Genomic DNA, 18,198 nt, shown 5'->3' with positions numbered 1-18,198 from the left:
AAATTTTAAAGCTATGAAAAAAAGAGGTATCGAGATCAAATGGGGTATCCTGTTTGCCGTTATCGGGCTGATATGGATGATCCTGGAAAGATCTATGGGCCTGCACGACGAAAATATCGAAAAGCACGCTACCTATACCAACTTTTTCGGTATACTGGCCGTAGCTGTATTTGTTGCAGGACTACTGGACAAGCGGAAGAATTATTATAACGGGGTGATGTCCTGGAAACAGGGGTTTATTTCCGGGCTCGTTATTACCCTAATTATAACAATCCTATCCCCCATAACATCTTACATCACACACACTTACATAACCCCGGGCTATTTTCCAAACATGCAGGAATACACCGTGGAAACAGGAAAGATGACACAGGAGATCGCCGGGAAATATTTTTCCCTGGGGTCTTATATCCTGCAATCGGCCATATTCGGGCTGGTGGCAGGGGTGATCACCTCGGCCGTTGTGGCTCTTTTTGTACGGAAAAAGGCAAAAATTGAACCGGAGGGATCATAATTTCCTTAAAAAGCACCCCTCTTCAGACGAAGAGGGGTGTTCCGCTTGCGGAACGGGGAGTTTGACAAGATCCATGCCTTGGGTTTATTTCCAAACATTTGTGTTTTTCCCATGGCTTGGGCTTTCAAACTCCCGATATCTCGGTACAGGCTCTCCGACCGGACTAAAGTCCGCTCACCTCCCTTCATCTGAAGAGCCTGTGCTGAGTCTATCGAAGCAGAGGAGTTTTTTAGCTATCTTTTCGTTTTTTTGGCTTTTAAAACCGGCAGGGAAATAATATTTACATCTTCACTGATACTCCATTAAACCTCATAAAACCAGCAATTTTATCAATATTTTATCGATCACAAAATACCTATATTCGGCTTATGCTCCTGCTGTGATAGATTTTCAGCAGGGGGACCTGTACCAGTACCAGGAGCGATATTATTCCAATACAGTACCAGAGGAACGGGGAAGTGGATGTTTTTAAAAAGGACAAAAACGACAGGTCCAGGGTCCACGACTTTTCCGGAGCAAAAAGGGACAGGGAGATCACACAGGCCACCATTACCGAAATAACACCCCAGGCTGTACGGGATATTAAGGGCTTATATACTTCTTTCAGTTCTTGTTCCTTCGCTACCTGTTGCATGACATCACGCACAAAATCGGGAGACGGCTTTTCCCCTCCGCCTGCTTTTATCGCTTTTCTGATCTGCTCTTCCCGATGTGGGTCCTGGTATATCATCATTCGCGGATTATACTGTTATTTTGCAGTAGCCGGTACAGGAACTTCCTGCTCCGGAATAGTTTTACTTTTACGTTAGCCTCACTCAAATGTACCACTTTTGCAATTTCTTTCACCGTCAATTCATCAAAATAATACATCCAGATCAAGACCTGGTCTTCTTCCGGAAGTAAGCGGACGGCCTTCCGGATAGCTTCATTCCTGTCGTTCTCCACGATTTGCTGCAAGGCGTTCAGTTCCTTTTCTTCTACTTCTATCACCGCATCAATATCATCGGAAACCACATATTTCTTTTTTCCCCTGAGGACATCCAGACACCTGTGGTACACGATCTTGTACAACCAGGTGGAAAACTTCGATCTTCCTTTAAATGTCGACAGGGAGCAATAACAAGTCACAAAAACATCCTGTGCCACTTCTTCCGCCTCTTCCCTGTCCCGCAACATCTTTACGGCCAGGGTAAAGACCATATCTTTATATCTTTCCACCAGGGGAGCAAAGGCGCTTGCATCTCCCCCGATCACCTTTCGGATATAGTAATCGTCTTTACGGCTGGTCATATCATCTTATTGGACGACAAAATCGCCGTACGGTTACAGAAATTAAAAAAAACTTTGCTTTTTGTAACCGTAAAAGGTTTTGCTCCGTCATAAAGGAAAAACAAATCGTTTAACACATCAAAAAAAACGAACATGAAAAGCTTAATACCTGTATTGATACCCCTGGTGGTCTTCGGAACGATCTTCGGGATCTTTTACCTGTACTACACCACCCGGAACAGGGAACGTATGGCCCTTATTGAAAAAGGCGCGGATGCCGACATTTTTTTCAGCAAAAACCAAAAGACCGCACCGGTGTGGAAGATTCTTATCCTGAACCTCTCCCTGCTCCTCATAGGCATCGGCCTGGGCCTTTTTGCCGGAAATCTGGTTGAACTCTACGGTATGAAAAGTGAAGTTGCCTATCCGGCATGTATCCTTATCATGGGCGGATTAGGCCTTTTCCTCGGATTCCACATGTCGAAAAAACTGGATTAATCACCCCCGGATTTTACCCGTCACAGCCAGCCGGAGAAACAGACCGGCCATGAGCAGCGATCGTTAATATTTTTTGGGTAAGTTTCTTCCGGGCAAAAACCTCCGGCAAAAATTTAATGTATTTTTGGGCAACAAAACCCAAGTCATGCATTTTAAACATCCTGAGATATTCTGGGCATTATTTTTACTCCTTATTCCCATACTGGTACACCTGTTCCAGCTCAGAAAGTTCCGTAAGACCTCTTTTACCAATGTGAAATTCCTGAAAGCTATACAGCTAAGGACCCGCAAGAGTTCTCAGGTAAAAAAATGGTTGGTACTGGCCAGCAGGTTGCTCCTGCTCACCTGCCTGGTTCTGGCTTTTGCACAGCCTTACTTCCGTGAAAATGAGGATTCCGGCAAACCTCAGGAAACTGTGATCTACCTGGACAATTCTTTTAGCATGCAGGCCAGCGGCACCAGGGGAGAACTGTTGTCACAGGCCGTCCGGGACATCCTTGCCCATGACAGCGAAGGCAAGGTATCCCTCTTCACCAATGATGCCTCCTTTCGGGACGTAACCATCCCTGACATCAAACAGGAACTACTGCAACTGGACTACACCTCCAACAGTCCGGCGCCCCAATCCATACTCCTGCGTGGCAGGAACATGTTTAACGGGGATACTACCACCCGTAAAAATTTCGTCCTTATCTCCGATTTCCAGGGGTGGTCCCTGAGCGAAACCGAAGGGTTACCGGACGGCGATTCCCTGGTCCGTTACAACCTGGTGCAACTCTCTCCGCAGAGCACCCGGAACGTATCAGTTGACAGCATATATATCCCCGATCAAATGACTGCTTCCACTCAACTCACGGTACTCCTTTCCAAGAACGACAGCACCGATCTCACCCTTCCGGTATCGCTTTACGACGGAAAAAACCTGATCGCCAAAACCACGGCAGGTTTTGACAATTCGGACAAATCGGAAGCTGTGTTCCGTATCGAAGGGAATGGGTCTATGGAGGGAAAAGTGATCGTCGAAGACGACGGATTGTGGTATGACAACACCCTTTATTTTAACCTCAACCCCGGAGAAAAATCCAGCATTCTCGCCATCAATCAGGCAGACGATGACTTCCTGAAAAAGATATTTACCGAAGCAGAATTCCACCTCACCTCAGCAGACCACGACCAGCTCGATTACAGCCTCATTCCCAAGCAGGATCTGATCGTCCTGAATGGCTTAAACAGCATCTCCGGGCCACTTTTATCCGCATTAGAAGCATTTTATCACAACGGAAAACACATTTTAATTATACCTTCAGGTAGAATAGATAAAAATCCTCATAATCAATTATTTAATATATTAAATATAGGCAGTATAAACAAAACTTATAGTAGTGTTTTTTCCTACAAAAACACCAATTCCGTGCCTGTAACAACAGCCGGGCAGGATCGAACGGACACCACGGCCACAAACCGGAAAAAGATCACCGACATCCGCTTCTCTCATCCCCTTTACAAAGATGTGTTTAACAAAGGAAAAAAACAACTTACCAACTTCCAATATCCCGAGGCAGAAATATCGTATGAACTTATAACGGATGCAACCACCATCCTCGCTTTTGAAGACAACAGCCCTTTCCTTGCCCAAAAGGATCGCACATACTTTTTTACGGCTGCTTTAGATTTGGACAATTCGGACTTCAAAAATTCCCCTCTTATTGTCCCTACCCTGTACAACATTGGAAAATCGTCATTGCAAACTCCCGGGCTTTATTACCTCATCGGGAGGGACAACAATATTGATATCAGGAAACAAACCGGGTTTTCCCGGGATGCCATCGTCTCCCTGGAAAAGGATGGGGAAACTCTTATCCCCCTGCAAAGAAGTTACCCGGACAAGATACGGATCTCTACCGGGGAGGTCCCGGCTAAAGATGGCACTTATCAAGTCAAAGATGCCGACAGCACATTGCAGCATATCAGCTTTAATTACGACAGGCGCGAAAGTATATTCCGTTATCCCTCGTTTACATCTGCCGGGGCTTCCGTTTACAATTCGGTCGGAAACGCACTGGAAGAGATAAAAAATACCGGTAGTATCCGTGAGCTTTGGAAATGGTTTGTTATTTTTGCCATCGTATTCCTGGTGATAGAAATACTGCTTCTAAAATATTTTAAATGAACATTCTTTTAAAATCTGCCAAGGTCATCCACCCGAAGAGCGAATACCACAACAGATCGCTCGACATCCTTATCCATGACGGTACTATTTCCGAAATTTCAGAGACCATAACCCCTACTGAAGATACGGAAGTCATTCAGCGGGAGAACCTGCACGTATCCCCCGGATGGATAGACAGCAGCGTAAGCCTGGGCGAACCCGGCTATGAAGAGAGGGAAACGATAGACAACGGCCTGAAGACGGCAGCCATAAGTGGGTTTACCGCAGTTGTGACTAACCCGAACACCTTTCCCGTAGCAGATACCAATGCCGATATTGCCTTCCTCAAGGCCAAAGCGCAAAAACACGCAACGGCACTCTACCCCATCGGGGCCCTGACCGCAAAGAGCGAAAGCATTGACCTGGCAGAACTGTTCGACATGAAAAATGCCGGGGCTGTGGCTTTTGGCGACTATAAAAAATCTATAAGCAACCCCAATCTACTGAAGATCGCCCTGCAATATACCCGTAATTTCGGCGGACTGGTCCTCTCCTTTCCGAATGAAAATAAAATATCGGGAAAAGGCGTGATGAACGAAGGAGCTACATCCACCAGGCTCGGTCTCAAGGGCATCCCTGCCCTGGCCGAAGAACTGCACATCGCCAGGGACCTTTTTATCCTGGAATATACCGGGGGCAAACTTCACATTCCTACCATTTCCACGGCAAAATCGGTGCAACTCATCCGGGAAGCCAAAGAAAAAGGCCTGGATGTAAGTTGTAGCGCGGCCATTCCCAATCTCTTGTTTACGGACGAGACATTACAGGAGTTCAACACCAACTTTAAGCTGTTGCCGCCATTGCGCAGCCAGGATGATGCCAATGCCCTGATTGAAGGCCTAAAGGAAGGGATTATAGATTTTGTAACTTCAGACCACAATCCCATAGATATCGAACACAAGAATGTGGAGTTCGACCATGCCATGTATGGCAGCATAGGCCTGGAAAGCGCTTTTGGTGCACTGCAAACCATTCTGGGAACAGAAACCGCAATATCCCTGCTTTGCAGGGGAAGGGAACGTTTCGGTATCGAAGAAAACGATATACAGGTAGGCCAAAAGGCAGACCTCTCACTCTTTAACCCGGATGAAGAATACACTTTCGATGAAGCGAATATCTTGTCCCTATCCAAAAACAGCGCCTATATCGGCACAAAATTAAAAGGACGGGGCTACGGGATTATTGCTAATGGAAAATCGATAATATCTCGTTAAAGATGTACGGCCGTATGTCTCCACGAGAAAGAAGAAAAGACAATAGATGAACGACACCATAAAACAAGGCAAGACCGCCGCCATTGTAAGCTATATCACCATCGTGGGCACCCTCATTGCCCTGTCCATGAACTCAGAGCCCAAAAACGAGTTTGCCCGGTTTCATATCCGGCAGGCTTTCGGGTTATGGGTCGCCTTTTTTGCCCTTGCATTTCTCGTCAGCTTTGCTAACAGCCTTTACGCTACTTTCGGTTTTTACATCTTCTTTATGATATTATTGCTTTACGGTTTTACAGGGGCACTGGCCGGCAAAAAGCAAACGGTTCCCCTGCTGGGGAAATACTTTCAGCAATGGTTCAGCTTTATTTCATAGATTTGAGATATTAGAAGTTTGATTGGCGAGGCTGGATTTCCGGTTCTGTCCTTCAAAATAAAACACAGACAATGCAAACAAAGGAGCTTTCACTACACCATATCATACGCCCATCGGAAACATCCGGGAAAAAAACACCGGCCCTGTTTATGTTCCACGGGTACGGGAGCAATGAAGAAGACCTGTTTTCCTTCGCTTCCGAACTGCCGGGAGAACTTTGCATTATTTCCGTACAGGCACCTTATTCCCTGCCTCCCTATGGCTACGCCTGGTATGCCATTCATTTCGACTCTTCAGCCCAGCCCGGGACCGATTCGGGCAACAACAAATGGTCGGACGACGAACAGGCTATTGCCTCGCGGGAGAAAATAGCGGCGTTTATCGACGAGGCCATTACGGCCTATGACCTCGACACAGACAACATCACCCTGCTCGGGTTCAGCCAGGGCACTATACTCAGTTACGCACTGGCCCTGTCCTATCCGGAAAAAGTAAAGAACATCATTGCCCTGAGCGGCTATATCAACGAAAATATCCTGGCGGAGAACTATGCGGAAAAAGATCATACCCACCTCAGTTTCTATTGCTCTCATGGCAGTGCAGACCAGGTGATCCCCGTGGATTGGGCAAGACAGGCCCCTCCCCTGTTAAAAAAACTCGGTATCGAACATACCTATGAAGAATTTCCCGTAGGCCATGGCGTGGCACCTCAGAATTTTTATTCTTTTCACCGGTGGTTGACGGAGCGGCTGGCGGGGTGACCGGTATTCGGTGATCGGTATTCGGTGTTTGGTGATCGTATTTGGTCTTTTTGCTGTAAGTATGCTGAATGTTTTTTGGGGGCGGGCTATCGATTGTTCTACGAGATCGAAATAAAAATAAGTACCTTTATACCGGGTACACTTGCTATATCCGGATACCATGAAACTACGAAGCTATCATCCCTGTAAACTCCTCAGGCCGTTTATCAAGGCTTACCTCATCATAGAAAGCGAGGACGGTATGGAAAACAACCTGCTTCCGGACACCTCGGTCGTTATGGCCTTCAGGTTCAGGGGGCGGATATCCCACACCCTGGATAATACCGGGAGCGACCTTCCTTTTTCGGTAATCAGTGGTCTTCGGAAGTCCCCACGGCAAGTACGTTATGCCGCCAATGCAGCAACCTTCCTGGTAAAATTTCAAGAGGGCGGTGTTCCCGCATTTTTGTCATTGCCCACCCATGAGTTATTCGGGCAAATCGTTTCCCTCGATCATTTTGCCCCCCGGGCACAGCTCAATGAGATCGAAGACCTCCTGTGCGAAGCTGCGGACCATCGGCAAAGGGTCGTTATTGTTGAACGTTTTTTACGTACCCTGTTCCATCCGGCACCTTCCGACCCCCTTATTGCAAAAGCCATAAAGCAGATAGAACATACCCGGGGCACGCTCTCTATCAGGAAACTGCTGGCCGGGTTTCCCATAAGCCGCGATCCCTTTGAAAAACGATTCCGGAGGGTAACGGGAACTTCCCCCAAACAGTTTTCTGCTATCGTAAGGATGCGAAATGTCATTACAGCACCCCGTGAAAACAACCTCACGGCCACGGCCCTTTCTGCAGGTTATTTTGACCAGGCCCACTTCATAAAAGACTTCCGGCAATTTACCGGAACCACTCCCAAGGCCTTTTTCCGGTCCGCGCGTTACTGGTAGATCAATGATTTTTTACAATTATTGCCCGGCCTCCCCGCCTACCTTTGCCTAAAAAAACCAGGAATATGAAATCCTTTAGCAAACTAAGTGTCGGTGTACTGATATTGCTGCACACCGTAAACCTCGCAGCTCAACAGCACGAAAATTCCAGAATGTACAACCCTCAAAATCCAGAAAAAATGCCCATTACCCAAATCCAGAAGAACAAGGAAACCATTTACAAACTCTACATTGACTGCCTGAATACAGGAAACCTCGATATCCTGGACCAGATCATTTCAGAAGACTATACCACAGACTACAAGGGGAAGAAAGTCCAGGGCCCTTCCGGATATGCAGAAACCGTAAAGGGGGTATTGCAGGGATTCCCGGATATAAAATTCACTATCGAAGGGATGATCGCAGAAAATGATATGATCTCCGTACAATGGACATTCGAAGGCACCCACAATGGTTCTTTTTTCGGATACCCCGCAAGTGGAAAAAAGGTCATTAACCGTGCTGTGGCCGTTTTTCGGCTGGAAGACGGCAAGATCGTACAAAACCGGGTGTATCCGGATCGTCTGGGGATCTTGCAGCAAATAGGAGTGATACCCGACTTACAGGCTCCTGTCTCAGAGCGGCCAAACACAAAGCATAATTAAGCATCCAGGGGCTCTGCCACTTGCCGGGAGCCCCTCTTTTCCAGGAAACGGGGAACCGAACTGAATTTTTTGTAAATTCACCGATTCCAACTTATCCTGAAATTATGCTTACTTTCCTCAGTTTTTTATTTTTTACCGCTTTTGTTGCATTTTATGCCACCTGGAAACTACGCCGCGACAACCTGAAAACACAGGACGGTTATTTCCTGGGCGGACGTTCACTTACAGGAGTGGTGATAGCAGGATCGCTTCTGCTCACCAATATCTCCACGGAGCACCTGGTAGGTATGAATGGTTCTTCGTATAAAAACGGGGCCATTATCATTGCCTGGGAGGTGACCTCTGCCCTGGCCCTGGTCATTGCTGCCCTGTATTTCGCCCCGCGATACCTTAAAATGGGGCTTACCACCATCCCCGAATTTCTCGAAAAACGGTTCGACGGTATAACCCGTACCATTGTAGCGACACTGCTTATCATTTCATTTACAGTCACCCTGCTTCCTATTGTACTCTATACCGGTGCGCTGAATATCGAAGCCATATTCCGGATCTCGGAACTGCTCGATGTAAGTAAATCACAGGGCATATGGATCACCATTCTCGTAGTAGGCGGCATCGGTGCCGTATATGCCATTTTCGGCGGACTGAAAATGGTGGCTTATACCGATACGATCAACGGTTTCGGGCTCCTTTTCGCCGGCTTGCTTGTTCCGATACTGGCCTTGTGGAGCATCGGCAAGGGAAATGTGCTCGCCGGACTTGCAGAAGTCTTTGAAAACGCCCCTTCCAAATTCAATGTCATCAGCCAAGAGCCGGGGACAGGCCCGGGAGCCAGGTCGGCCATTCTTCCTTTTGAGGTGCTGTTTACCGGGCTTATGATCAACCAGCTGTATTTCTGGGCCATGCACCAGTCCATTATCCAGAGGGCATTGGGAGCCGTAAACCTCAAAGAAGCCCAGAAAGGGTTGCTCTACACGGGAGCCCTGAAAATACTTATCCCGCTGGTCATTGTACTTCCGGGGCTCATCGGTTTTTATTATTTCGGGACCTCTCTCTATGACGACCCGGACAGCGTGTACCCGATGCTGGTTAAAAAAGTCCTGCCGTTCTGGCTTACAGGCTTCTTTGTGGCTGTGATGATGGGGGCTATCCTGAGCACTTTTAACAGTGCCCTGAACAGTGCGGCTACCGTTTTTAGCCTGGACCTCTATAAAAGATATATCAACCGGAACACCGGGGAACTGAAACTGGTGCGTATAGGAAAATGGGTATCGGCAATACTGGCCATTTTTGCCATAAGTATTGCTCCTTTTGTGGCCAATGCTCCCCAGGGACTATACCAGCTGTTACAACAGCTCAACGGTATTTTCTTTATTCCTATCGCCAGCGTTATCATTGCCGGGTTCCTCTTTCCCCGGGTATCGGCTACCGGAGCCAAGGCAGGACTGCTGTTTGGCCTGGCATTTTATGTGTTTACTTATTTTATATTTCAGATCGACCTGCATTTTGTACATATCTGGGGACTTGAATTTTTGCTGAACATTCTAATAATGCATTTCGTATCTTTATGGCACCCGAGGAAGAACGCCTTTGTGATCAGGGACGAGGGCATCCTCAACATAACACCCTGGAAGTATGCCGTTCCCGTTAGCATTGTACTGGTGGTCATCACCATATCTATATATATTCTGCTGGGGAATGTGTAGAATGGTGGGTCGTCTGTTGCCGGTTGTGGGTTAGCCGGTTGTTTGTCGATCGTTTGAAAGAATAAAATATAATGAAAACAAACCTATAAGCTGAAAAAATCATGGAAACTGCAAAAAAGGAATTCCGTAACTACGATAAACTGGATGTAGATGCAGCGGTAAGATTACATTATAAGAAAATGCGCGAACGTCAGACCTACGACTACGTTCAGCAGATGAGAAAAAAATACCTCACTTACGACAAGCCCATGAACCTCTGGGATGCCATGGAAAAGCTGGACGCCCTGATAGACGTAAGCGATCCGGATCTCGACCTCCCTAATGTACAACACCTGATACAATCGGCCGAAGCCATACGCGCCGACAACAGGCCGGACTGGATGCAACTGGTAGGGCTGATCCACGACCTGGGCAAAGTAATGTATCTCTGGGGATGTGACGAAGATGGTACCAGCCAGGCCGAACAATGGGGACTGGTAGGAGATATCTTTGTCGTGGGCTGTGCCCTGCCCGACACCTGTGTCTACCCTGAATTCAACACGCTCAACAGCGATATGCAGGATCCCCGCTACAACACACCCCTCGGCATTTACGAGCAAGGTTGCGGCCTGGACAAACTCATCCTGGCATGGGGGCATGACGAATACCTCTACCAGGTACTGAGCCACCATAAGGACAACAGTATTCCGGAGGCCGGAATGGTCATGGTTCGCTACCACTCCTTCTATCCCTGGCACAGCGGAGGAAGCTACACGCATCTACTCAACGAGGGTGACCAACAATACAAGGAATGGGTAAATGACTTTAACCGATACGATCTCTATACCAAATCCAACAAAATATACAACCTCAGGGAAATAAAAGACTATTACCTGCCCATTGCAGAAAAATACCTGGGAACAGGACCGATTTATTGGTAAAAAGAGATTCGAGGTTCAAGGTTCAAGGTTCAAGGTTCAAGGTTCAAGGTTCAAGGTTCAAGGTTCAAGGTTCAAGGTTCAAGGTTCAAGGTTCAAGGTTCAAGGTTATCTGCTTTCTGGATGACTAAACAAAGTTCGAATTTTGCGGGAAACTTGGCTAGTATCCAGGGGAAATTATCACGAAAACGATTTGTGATTTGTTGTATTTTATGGAGATTGATGGTGACTTGTAGTGATTTGTCGATATTTGTTTTACGATACTTCATCAATCTTCATCAATCTCATTCAATCTCCTATTCCCCGGGCAACTACTCTTTCGCATAAAACAGATGATCTACTAGCGTAAAATCTATCCCCAGGTTCTTTTTCAGTTCATAACGGATAAATAGTTCGCCCCAGTGTTTCCCGTCCGAAAAATCGGCAATGATCCAGCGGTGATTGAGCACCTTGATCTTGTTGATCTTCATGGACCCCTCCATACCCGCATAGGGAACCAATGGATTATCACCTTCGGATTCATTGGTTTCCAGCAGCTTATCCGAAATGTATTGTACAGGGTTGTCCAGGTCAAAATCGTCCAGATAAGCTAATGCTTCTTCATTGTTTTCCAGGGAGAAATACTGCAGGTCCATCTTGTCGAGGAGCAGGGTCTGTGACGAGTCCTGCAATGTTCCCATTTTCGTTTTCAGGTCTTTCACCTCTGCTTCCAAATCGAGGATCTCGGTCTCTTTAGACGCTACCATCTTACTGGAATTCATGTAAAGGAAGAGGGCCAAAAGCCCGGTAAACACAAACAGGTACAGGAATATCTTATTTTTCATAGAATTTTAATTTTAAGTGTTCAGGTATATCGGGTATACGGGTGTTCGGGTTGAAAAGGGACCAGTATTTATTACCCAAATACTCGTATACCCGAACACCCGTTTACTCGCCTACACGACTATCTGCAAATTATCATAAGCCAAGTGTACGCCTGGAGGCAGTTCTTTTTCTACCTCCGCATGAAATCCGAGCATATGGCTTATATGCGTAAAATAGGCTTTTTCAGGTTTTATCCTTTCCACCATTTGCAGGGCTTCTTCCAGGTTAAGATGAGAAGGATGTGGCTTTAAACGCAATGCATTAATGACCAGCGCTTTTACACCCACCACCTTTTCGATCTCTTCTTCCGCAATGGTCTTTACATCGGTGAGATAGGCAAAATCGCCGAAGCGATACCCGAAGACCTGCAGGCGGTTGTGCATAACATTGACGGGAATGACCTCCATACCGCCCAGCAGTACGGGTTTACCATTCACCACCTCGTATTCCCTTACACCCGGGGCACCGGGGTATTTTTCCTTTCCGTTGACAAATATATAAGGAAAACGCTGTCGCAGTTCGCCGAGCACCCTTTGATGTGCGTAGATCGGAATATCGCCCTGGCGGAAAAAGAAAGGGCGGATATCGTCCAGCCCCATGGTATGGTCGGCATGTTCGTGCGTAAAAAGAATGCCGTCGATACGCGAAACCCCGGCCCGGAGCATCTGCTGCCGGAAATCGGGACCACAGTCTATGACATAACAGTAGCGGCCCCATTCCACCATGACCGATACCCGGAGGCGTTTGTCTTTGGGATCGTCGCTCAGGCATACCGGGTGGTCGCTCCCTATGATGGGGATCCCCTGTGAAGTTCCTGTGCCTAAAAATGTAATTTTCAAATCGCAGATTTTAGGTTTTGTTCAATATGTCGCTAAATTACGTAAAAAAGATTGTAGGAAGGACACCCCCCTTTATCCCCCCTCAAGGGGGGAGGATTATTCCTGTATTAAGAACGGTTCTTCATGAAAAAGAAGAATGGCTCCCCCCTTGAGGGGGGGATAAAGGGGGGTGTAACCCGTAAAAAATAATCCCCGGATTCACCCGGAAAACTTAACGATTATTTTTAACTTTGTTCCAAATAAAACGCACAGCAGATGACAATTGTTTTAAAGGGGGACAAGCAAATAGAAAATGTACCTTCAACCAAGGCTAAGACGTTAAGAATTAACCTGAACGAAGACATTTACGGAACTTTCGCCGAAATAGGGGCAGGCCAGGAAACCGTTCGTAACTTTTTCCGGGCGGGCGCCTCTTCCGGAACCATTGCAAAAGCGATGAGCGCTTATGACAAAGATTTCAGCGATGCCATATACGGACTGGAAGAAGACGGCAGGTATGTCACCCAATCGCGCTTAAAGAAAATGCTCGATCACGAAACCCGGTTGGTCGAAGAACGGATCTCCAGGAAAAAACACCCCAATAAACTCTTTTTCACCTATGCAAACACGGTAGCGACGATCGACTTCACCAAAAAATACAAGGGCCACGGCTGGGTGGGTATCCGTTTCCAGGCCGATCCCAAGGAAAATTACAACGAGATCATCCTTCATATAAGGTTTCACCAGACCGATGCGCGTTTGCAGCAGGAAACCCTCGGCATTTTGGGAGTTAACCTTATCTACGGCGCTTTTTACAAGCACGACAAGCCCAAAAAGCTGCTCAAATACCTTTACGACAACATTGACAAGGACACCCTGGAAATAGACATGGTCAATTTTTCAGGGCCGAGATTCCTTCACGTGGACAACAGGCTGATGAGCCTGCAACTCTTAAAAAACGAAATGACCGAAGCCGTGATGTTCGGCCCGGACGGTAACAATATCCTTCCTGCAGCCCTGCTCTATAAAAAGAACATCCTGGGGCTTCGCGGTAGCTTCCGCCCGGTGACCAAAGTGAACATGACCATGTACAAGCGGGCCTTTGAAATGTTCAAGAAAGAGAGAAAGGTCGACCCCAAAAAGACCGAAGTGATCTTCGAGATCACCCTGTCCAACCTCCGTGCAGAAGGCGAAATCGATGAACAGGATTTTATGGACCGGGCAGAACTCCTCTGTTCCCTCGGACAAACCGTAATGATCTCCAATTTCCAGGAATATTACAAACTCGTGGAATACTTCTCGCGCTATACCAAATGCAGAATGGGACTTTCCATGGGTGTAAACAACCTGGTGGACGTTTTTGACGAAAAATACTATCGCCATCTGAGCGGTGGCATACTCGAGGCTTTCGGAAAACTCTTCTTCAAGGACCTGAGAGTATATCTCTATCCTATGAAAGACCCAAAAACAGGAGAGATCATCACCAGCGACAACCTCAAGGTACACCCGAGGATGAAAGAACTCTACAAGTTCTTTAAATTCAACGGAAAAGTGGTCGACATTACCGATTTCGACAGCAATACGCTTGACATTTATTCCAGGGAAGTACTGCAAATGATAGCCGATAGCAAGGAAGGCTGGGAAGACATGCTCCCCGAAGGTGTGGCCGACCTTATCAAGGAGAAAAAGCTGTTTGGCTATGTTGCCAATAAAAATACGGAAGAAGTAGAGAGCTAAGTGTGAAGTTAGAAGTACGAAGTTAAAGGTACGAAATCGGAGGTTAATTTTTGTCCGGGCAAATAAAGAAAATGTAAAGGGTCCTATTTACCCGGTTCATGGGTTGGGCGTATAACAATAAACATTTATCAATCACTATAAGTCACCAAACCTGAAAATATAATTTTATGATACGTTTACCATGGATTTCCATCCCGGATTTTTCATTTCCCCTCCCCCAGCTTTTAACTTCGTACCTCTAACTTTAAATGATGAAAATACAGCTCAAAAAATACCAGTTGGAACTGAAGCATACTTTCAGTATTTCCAGGGAATCCCATGATTTCCAGGATACGCTTGTCGCCTGTTTGTCACTCAATGGCAAGACAGGATATGGCGAAGCTACGTCCAACCCCTACTACAATATCTCCACGGCTTCCATGGCAGAAGAGATCGGCACTATTGAAAACCGTATCGCCGAAATGGAGTTTACCACCCCGGAGGCTTTTCACGATTTTCTCATCGGGCAGGGACTGACCAATTTTTCTATCTGCGCCCTGGACCAGGCCGCGCACGACCTTTACGGGAAGATCCAGAACAAACCGCTCCACCGGGTATGGGGCTACAACACGGAAAAATATCCCATAACCAACTATACCATAGGTATTGCCACCATAGAAAAGATGGTGGAAAAGATGCAAGAAAAACCCTGGCCCCTCTACAAGATAAAACTGGGTACCAATCACGATGTAGCCATTATAAAGACTTTGAGAGAGCACACCGACGCCACCTTTCGCGTGGATGCCAACTGCGCATGGACCCCGGAAGAGACCATTGAAAATTCATATCAACTCAAGGAACTGGGCGTAGAGTTTATAGAGCAACCCCTAAAAGCAGACAACTGGGAAGGCATGAAAAAGGTCCTGGCCAAAAGTGCCCTGCCCGTTATTGCCGATGAAAGCTGTATTGTGGAAAGCGATGTGGAAAAGTGCAGGGGGCATTTTCACGGTATCAATATAAAACTTACCAAATGTGGTGGCCTCACCCCTGCCCGCAGGATGATCGAAAAGGCAAGGTCGCTGGGGCTGAAAGTCATGGTGGGCTGTATGACCGAATCTACCGTGGGTATCTCTGCCATTGCACAGCTACTGCCCCAACTGGATTATGTGGACATGGACGGGGCCATGCTGCTCAAAAAGGATATTGCTACCGGGGTTATTATCGAAGATCACGGAAAAGTAATCTTCCCGAAACAGCCCGGGTCGGGAGTAGCGCTCATCGCATGATACACTCTACTGATTCTTTTCCCGGCCGCACGGTAAATAACAACGGAAAAAACCACCTCTATTTCGGGGGAACGGCTTATCTGGGGCTTCCTACGCTACCCGGGTTTTGCGATATTCTAATAAGCAACATCCTTAAATACGGTACGGGCTATGCTGCTTCCAGGAAAGCTAATGTACGCCTCAGTATCTATGAAGAAGCCGAGACCATTATGGCCGGGCTTATCGGCAGTGAAGCCGCCCTGTCGGTTTCCTCGGGATTCCTGGCCGGACAACTGACCCTGCAATCATTTTCTGAAGAAGAATATACTTTTTTCCACGCTCCGGGCACTCATCCGGCATTAATACACCCCGGTGGAAGGCCATATGCTACACATGGACAACTTTTACAGGATGTCCGGGACTTTGCCGGGTCACATCCGGATAAAACCCCTGTTGTGCTCTGCGATTCCGTTACCCCGGAACAAAACCTGTATGAAAACCATTGGTATGAACAGCTCCCTGCCGAGCAGACCATATTTATCGCCGATGATTCACATGGCCTGGGGATCATGGGAAACAAAGGAGAAGGAGTTTACAAAAGACTGGAACAGATACCGTTTAAAGAATTGGTCGTATGCGGCTCTATGAGCAAGGGATTTGGCATACAGGCCGGAGCCATTTTTTCTTCCGGGGCTGTTATCCGCCGATTGTGGGATAATCCGGTTTTTGCAGGGGCAAGCCCTGCATCTCCTGCCATGCTGGCCACGTTCAGGGATGCATTGCCCGTGTATGACATTCAAAGAAAAAAACTTCAGGACAACCTGAAGGATTTCGAACGATATATTTCCGGCACGGATATTTTTAACGGTATAAAAGGCCATCCGGCATATAGCTACAAAGAAGAATCCCTTACCCGCTATTTGCTGGATAAGGGAATCATCACTACGGCTTTTCCGTATCCCGACGCCCGGTCTTCCCTGGTGCAGCGTATTGTGATCTCTGCTTACCATACGAGGGAGGATATTTCAAAATTGTGCAGCGCCGTTCGTCATTTTATCAATTAGTCATTGTCCCACCATATTCTGGTCAGTAATTCGACTTCCGGAACATTATTTCTGTTCCTGAGGTATTCGGTATCGGGATAATCGAACCGCCGGATGAACTGGCCATTTAACAGTGAATTGTGGTTTTCGGGCAGGGTAAAGTCTTTATAGCCATAATCAAATCTCCTGGCGTCGACCCACGATTCGGGATGCAGAAACATGGCTATATATTTTTCTCTGAAAATATCATCTGTGGTTATTGCCGTACCCACTGCTACGGTTGCATCGGAAGTATAGGCCGTAATGTCTCCGGCTGCTACTCCCACTTTTTCCATGTTGGCCCGGATACCTGCCAAATAGGCATCGTAGGCCGCTGCGCTATTCCCTTCGTGAAGGTTTACCTCAGCTTCTATAAATTTTAACTCCGAATAAGATATTAATATCAGCGGAGCATTGGTCGAAGAATAGAATCCCCCGGTAGTTAAATAGCATTCGGCCTGTATGGTCCCGTCCCCGATTCTCCCGGCGCCGTTTACCGTACCCCTGTATATGGTTATGGTATCTCCTCCGGACTCTACGGGAAATGGTTCCGTGATCAATGGCAAACGAGGGTCAAAGACATCAAAAGTAGTCCCGTTCATAGCATCTATAAGCTGTTCGGAGAGCCACCCTCCCAAAACGAGTTGTTCATTGCTTAGGGCAACCTGGGCCCAGGGGTTCCGGGTTTGGAATTGTGTAACCTGTGCGTCATCGTCATTGCTTTCATAAGCGTTATCCAGGGCATTTAAAACGGCAGACGGATCGTATTTATCGGTACCGGAAAGATGATTGAGATACCTTGCTTTTAAAGCATAGGCTGTCTTTATCCATGCTTCTGTACCCCCTCCGTGAATAAAATCACTATCCGGATCGAGTTCCGTTCCCTCGTTGGCTTTATCCAATTCTGAAACAGCCTCATCCAGCAGGGAGATCACCGTTGTATACAATGCCTCATCATTGTCATAGGCCGGGGTCAGTGTTTCAAAGGCAAGAGCCTCCGAATAAGGAACACCACCCCAAACATCAATACTCATTCCCAGGTTTGCCGCCATTAAAACCTTGGAAACTCCAACATAATGTGGCGAGTTGGATTCCGTGGCAAGTGCCTCTATATCGTATGCATCGGACATCACTTCATAAATATTTTCCCATGAGTTATCCGTATTTACTCTCTCCTGTATATCCGTAGCACTTGCCTCGTTCGGAGATGCCAAATACTGGGTATAGTAAGACGTCGTCGTTCCTAACCTGTATGTGTTCACAGCAGTCTGATGGGTGGTATAAGCCAGTAATCCCTTTAACGGAGGGATTTCTGCCCCATTGGGATTTTCATTGATATCCAGATAGTCATCACATGCAATAACGGATAAAGACAAAATGAACAGTAAAATATATATCGATCTAAATTTCATAGTTT

The 18,198-nt window shown here is 46.9% G+C and carries 18 protein-coding genes; 13 read left to right on the top strand and 5 right to left on the bottom strand.

Features of this window, described 5'->3' with window-relative positions; genetic code table 11:
- Positions 1-13 precede the first annotated feature (13 nt).
- Entirely contained in the window at positions 14-514 is a 501-nt protein-coding gene (locus KN811_RS16380; RefSeq protein ID WP_187963894.1) for a DUF4199 domain-containing protein, read from the top strand.
- 355 nt (positions 515-869) lie between these two features.
- On the opposite strand, the gene KN811_RS16375 is transcribed toward KN811_RS16380, so the two are convergent.
- Together KN811_RS16375 and KN811_RS16370 are read right to left on the bottom strand one after the other, a co-directional pair.
- Positions 870-1,247: a hypothetical protein gene (locus KN811_RS16375; protein WP_187963893.1), complete on the bottom strand. Its 378-nt coding sequence runs from the start codon at positions 1,245-1,247 to the stop codon at positions 870-872.
- Positions 1,244-1,804 (bottom strand): RNA polymerase sigma factor, encoded by a 561-nt coding sequence (locus tag KN811_RS16370; protein WP_187963892.1) that lies wholly within the window; start codon positions 1,802-1,804, stop codon positions 1,244-1,246. The genes KN811_RS16375 and KN811_RS16370 overlap by 4 nt, the downstream gene beginning before the upstream one ends.
- A 132-nt stretch (positions 1,805-1,936) precedes the next feature.
- Between KN811_RS16370 and KN811_RS16365 the strand changes: the two genes are divergently transcribed.
- The 9 genes from KN811_RS16365 to KN811_RS16325 all read left to right on the top strand — a co-directional run bounded on the left by KN811_RS16365 (position 1,937) and on the right by KN811_RS16325 (position 11,039).
- Positions 1,937-2,281, top strand: a complete 345-nt coding sequence (locus KN811_RS16365; RefSeq protein WP_187963891.1) for a DUF6249 domain-containing protein — start codon at positions 1,937-1,939, stop codon at positions 2,279-2,281.
- A 145-nt stretch (positions 2,282-2,426) separates the two neighbouring features.
- The gene (locus KN811_RS16360; RefSeq protein ID WP_187963890.1) at positions 2,427-4,451 is read left to right on the top strand and encodes a BatA domain-containing protein; all 2,025 of its coding nucleotides are present in this window, start codon (positions 2,427-2,429) and stop codon (positions 4,449-4,451) included.
- Positions 4,448-5,704, top strand: a complete 1,257-nt coding sequence (locus KN811_RS16355; RefSeq protein ID WP_187963889.1) for a dihydroorotase — start codon at positions 4,448-4,450, stop codon at positions 5,702-5,704. The genes KN811_RS16360 and KN811_RS16355 overlap by 4 nt, the downstream gene beginning before the upstream one ends.
- A 46-nt stretch (positions 5,705-5,750) precedes the next feature.
- Positions 5,751-6,077, top strand: a complete 327-nt coding sequence (locus KN811_RS16350; RefSeq protein WP_187963888.1) for a hypothetical protein — start codon at positions 5,751-5,753, stop codon at positions 6,075-6,077.
- A gap of 71 nt (positions 6,078-6,148) precedes the next feature.
- Positions 6,149-6,838 (top strand): alpha/beta hydrolase, encoded by a 690-nt coding sequence (locus KN811_RS16345; RefSeq protein ID WP_187963887.1) that lies wholly within the window; start codon positions 6,149-6,151, stop codon positions 6,836-6,838.
- A 160-nt stretch (positions 6,839-6,998) separates the two neighbouring features.
- Complete coding sequence (locus KN811_RS16340; protein ID WP_187963886.1) at positions 6,999-7,769, top strand: helix-turn-helix domain-containing protein; 771 nt, start codon at positions 6,999-7,001, stop codon at positions 7,767-7,769.
- A gap of 65 nt (positions 7,770-7,834) precedes the next feature.
- Positions 7,835-8,413 carry an ester cyclase gene (locus KN811_RS16335; protein WP_187963885.1) on the top strand — a complete coding sequence of 193 codons (579 nt, stop codon included), beginning with the start codon at positions 7,835-7,837 and terminating at the stop codon, positions 8,411-8,413.
- Between the two features lie 104 nt (positions 8,414-8,517).
- On the top strand, positions 8,518-10,119 hold the full coding sequence (locus KN811_RS16330) for a solute:sodium symporter family transporter (protein ID WP_187963884.1): 1,602 nt from the start codon (positions 8,518-8,520) through the stop codon (positions 10,117-10,119).
- A gap of 101 nt (positions 10,120-10,220) precedes the next feature.
- Positions 10,221-11,039, top strand: a complete 819-nt coding sequence (locus tag KN811_RS16325; protein WP_187963883.1) for an inositol oxygenase family protein — start codon at positions 10,221-10,223, stop codon at positions 11,037-11,039.
- Positions 11,040-11,347: 308 nt separating this feature from the next.
- On the opposite strand, the gene KN811_RS16320 is transcribed toward KN811_RS16325, so the two are convergent.
- The gene (locus tag KN811_RS16320; protein WP_187963882.1) at positions 11,348-11,860 is read right to left on the bottom strand and encodes a hydrolase; all 513 of its coding nucleotides are present in this window, start codon (positions 11,858-11,860) and stop codon (positions 11,348-11,350) included.
- A gap of 111 nt (positions 11,861-11,971) precedes the next feature.
- Positions 11,972-12,739 carry an MBL fold metallo-hydrolase gene (locus KN811_RS16315; RefSeq protein ID WP_187963881.1) on the bottom strand — a complete coding sequence of 256 codons (768 nt, stop codon included), beginning with the start codon at positions 12,737-12,739 and terminating at the stop codon, positions 11,972-11,974.
- Positions 12,740-12,994: 255 nt separating this feature from the next.
- Between KN811_RS16315 and KN811_RS16310 the strand changes: the two genes are divergently transcribed.
- From KN811_RS16310 to KN811_RS16300, 3 genes are all read left to right on the top strand, one after another.
- Positions 12,995-14,455 carry a TonB-dependent receptor gene (locus KN811_RS16310; protein WP_187963880.1) on the top strand — a complete coding sequence of 487 codons (1,461 nt, stop codon included), beginning with the start codon at positions 12,995-12,997 and terminating at the stop codon, positions 14,453-14,455.
- A gap of 251 nt (positions 14,456-14,706) precedes the next feature.
- A complete protein-coding gene (locus tag KN811_RS16305) occupies positions 14,707-15,720 on the top strand; it encodes a dipeptide epimerase (protein WP_187963982.1) in 1,014 nt (337 codons plus the stop codon).
- Positions 15,717-16,763: an aminotransferase class I/II-fold pyridoxal phosphate-dependent enzyme gene (locus KN811_RS16300; protein WP_187963879.1), complete on the top strand. Its 1,047-nt coding sequence runs from the start codon at positions 15,717-15,719 to the stop codon at positions 16,761-16,763. Before KN811_RS16305 ends, KN811_RS16300 begins: the two co-directional genes overlap by 4 nt.
- On the opposite strand, the gene KN811_RS16295 is transcribed toward KN811_RS16300, so the two are convergent.
- Positions 16,760-18,193, bottom strand: coding sequence for a SusD/RagB family nutrient-binding outer membrane lipoprotein (locus KN811_RS16295; protein WP_187963878.1), 1,434 nt, complete (start codon positions 18,191-18,193; stop codon positions 16,760-16,762). The two genes, KN811_RS16300 and KN811_RS16295, sit on opposite strands and share 4 nt — an antisense overlap.
- Between the last annotated feature and the right edge of the window lie 5 nt (positions 18,194-18,198).

The organism is Sinomicrobium weinanense, from assembly GCF_018863395.1.
Classification (GTDB): Bacteria; Bacteroidota; Bacteroidia; order Flavobacteriales; family Flavobacteriaceae; genus Sinomicrobium; species Sinomicrobium weinanense.
Note: the sequence above shows the minus strand (reverse complement) of the source record. Positions and strands in the feature narration are given on the sequence as shown.

Bases quoted from the DNA above. Each gene is read 5' to 3' on its own strand.
- KN811_RS16340 (WP_187963886.1), top strand. From the start codon at position 6,999: ATGAAACTACGAAGCTATCATCCCTGTAAACTCCTCAGGCCGTTTATC.
- KN811_RS16330 (WP_187963884.1), top strand. From the start codon at position 8,518: ATGCTTACTTTCCTCAGTTTTTTATTTTTTACCGCTTTTGTTGCATTT.
- KN811_RS16380 (WP_187963894.1), top strand. From the start codon at position 14: ATGAAAAAAAGAGGTATCGAGATCAAATGGGGTATCCTGTTTGCCGTT.
- KN811_RS16375 (WP_187963893.1), bottom strand. From the start codon at position 1,247: ATGATGATATACCAGGACCCACATCGGGAAGAGCAGATCAGAAAAGCG.
- KN811_RS16325 (WP_187963883.1), top strand. From the start codon at position 10,221: ATGGAAACTGCAAAAAAGGAATTCCGTAACTACGATAAACTGGATGTA.
- KN811_RS16345 (WP_187963887.1), top strand. From the start codon at position 6,149: ATGCAAACAAAGGAGCTTTCACTACACCATATCATACGCCCATCGGAA.
- KN811_RS16310 (WP_187963880.1), top strand. From the start codon at position 12,995: ATGACAATTGTTTTAAAGGGGGACAAGCAAATAGAAAATGTACCTTCA.
- KN811_RS16320 (WP_187963882.1), bottom strand. From the start codon at position 11,860: ATGAAAAATAAGATATTCCTGTACCTGTTTGTGTTTACCGGGCTTTTG.
- KN811_RS16300 (WP_187963879.1), top strand. From the start codon at position 15,717: ATGATACACTCTACTGATTCTTTTCCCGGCCGCACGGTAAATAACAAC.
- KN811_RS16295 (WP_187963878.1), bottom strand. From the start codon at position 18,193: ATGAAATTTAGATCGATATATATTTTACTGTTCATTTTGTCTTTATCC.
- KN811_RS16305 (WP_187963982.1), top strand. From the start codon at position 14,707: ATGAAAATACAGCTCAAAAAATACCAGTTGGAACTGAAGCATACTTTC.
- KN811_RS16350 (WP_187963888.1), top strand. From the start codon at position 5,751: ATGAACGACACCATAAAACAAGGCAAGACCGCCGCCATTGTAAGCTAT.
- KN811_RS16335 (WP_187963885.1), top strand. From the start codon at position 7,835: ATGAAATCCTTTAGCAAACTAAGTGTCGGTGTACTGATATTGCTGCAC.
- KN811_RS16370 (WP_187963892.1), bottom strand. From the start codon at position 1,804: ATGACCAGCCGTAAAGACGATTACTATATCCGAAAGGTGATCGGGGGA.
- KN811_RS16365 (WP_187963891.1), top strand. From the start codon at position 1,937: ATGAAAAGCTTAATACCTGTATTGATACCCCTGGTGGTCTTCGGAACG.
- KN811_RS16360 (WP_187963890.1), top strand. From the start codon at position 2,427: ATGCATTTTAAACATCCTGAGATATTCTGGGCATTATTTTTACTCCTT.
- KN811_RS16355 (WP_187963889.1), top strand. From the start codon at position 4,448: ATGAACATTCTTTTAAAATCTGCCAAGGTCATCCACCCGAAGAGCGAA.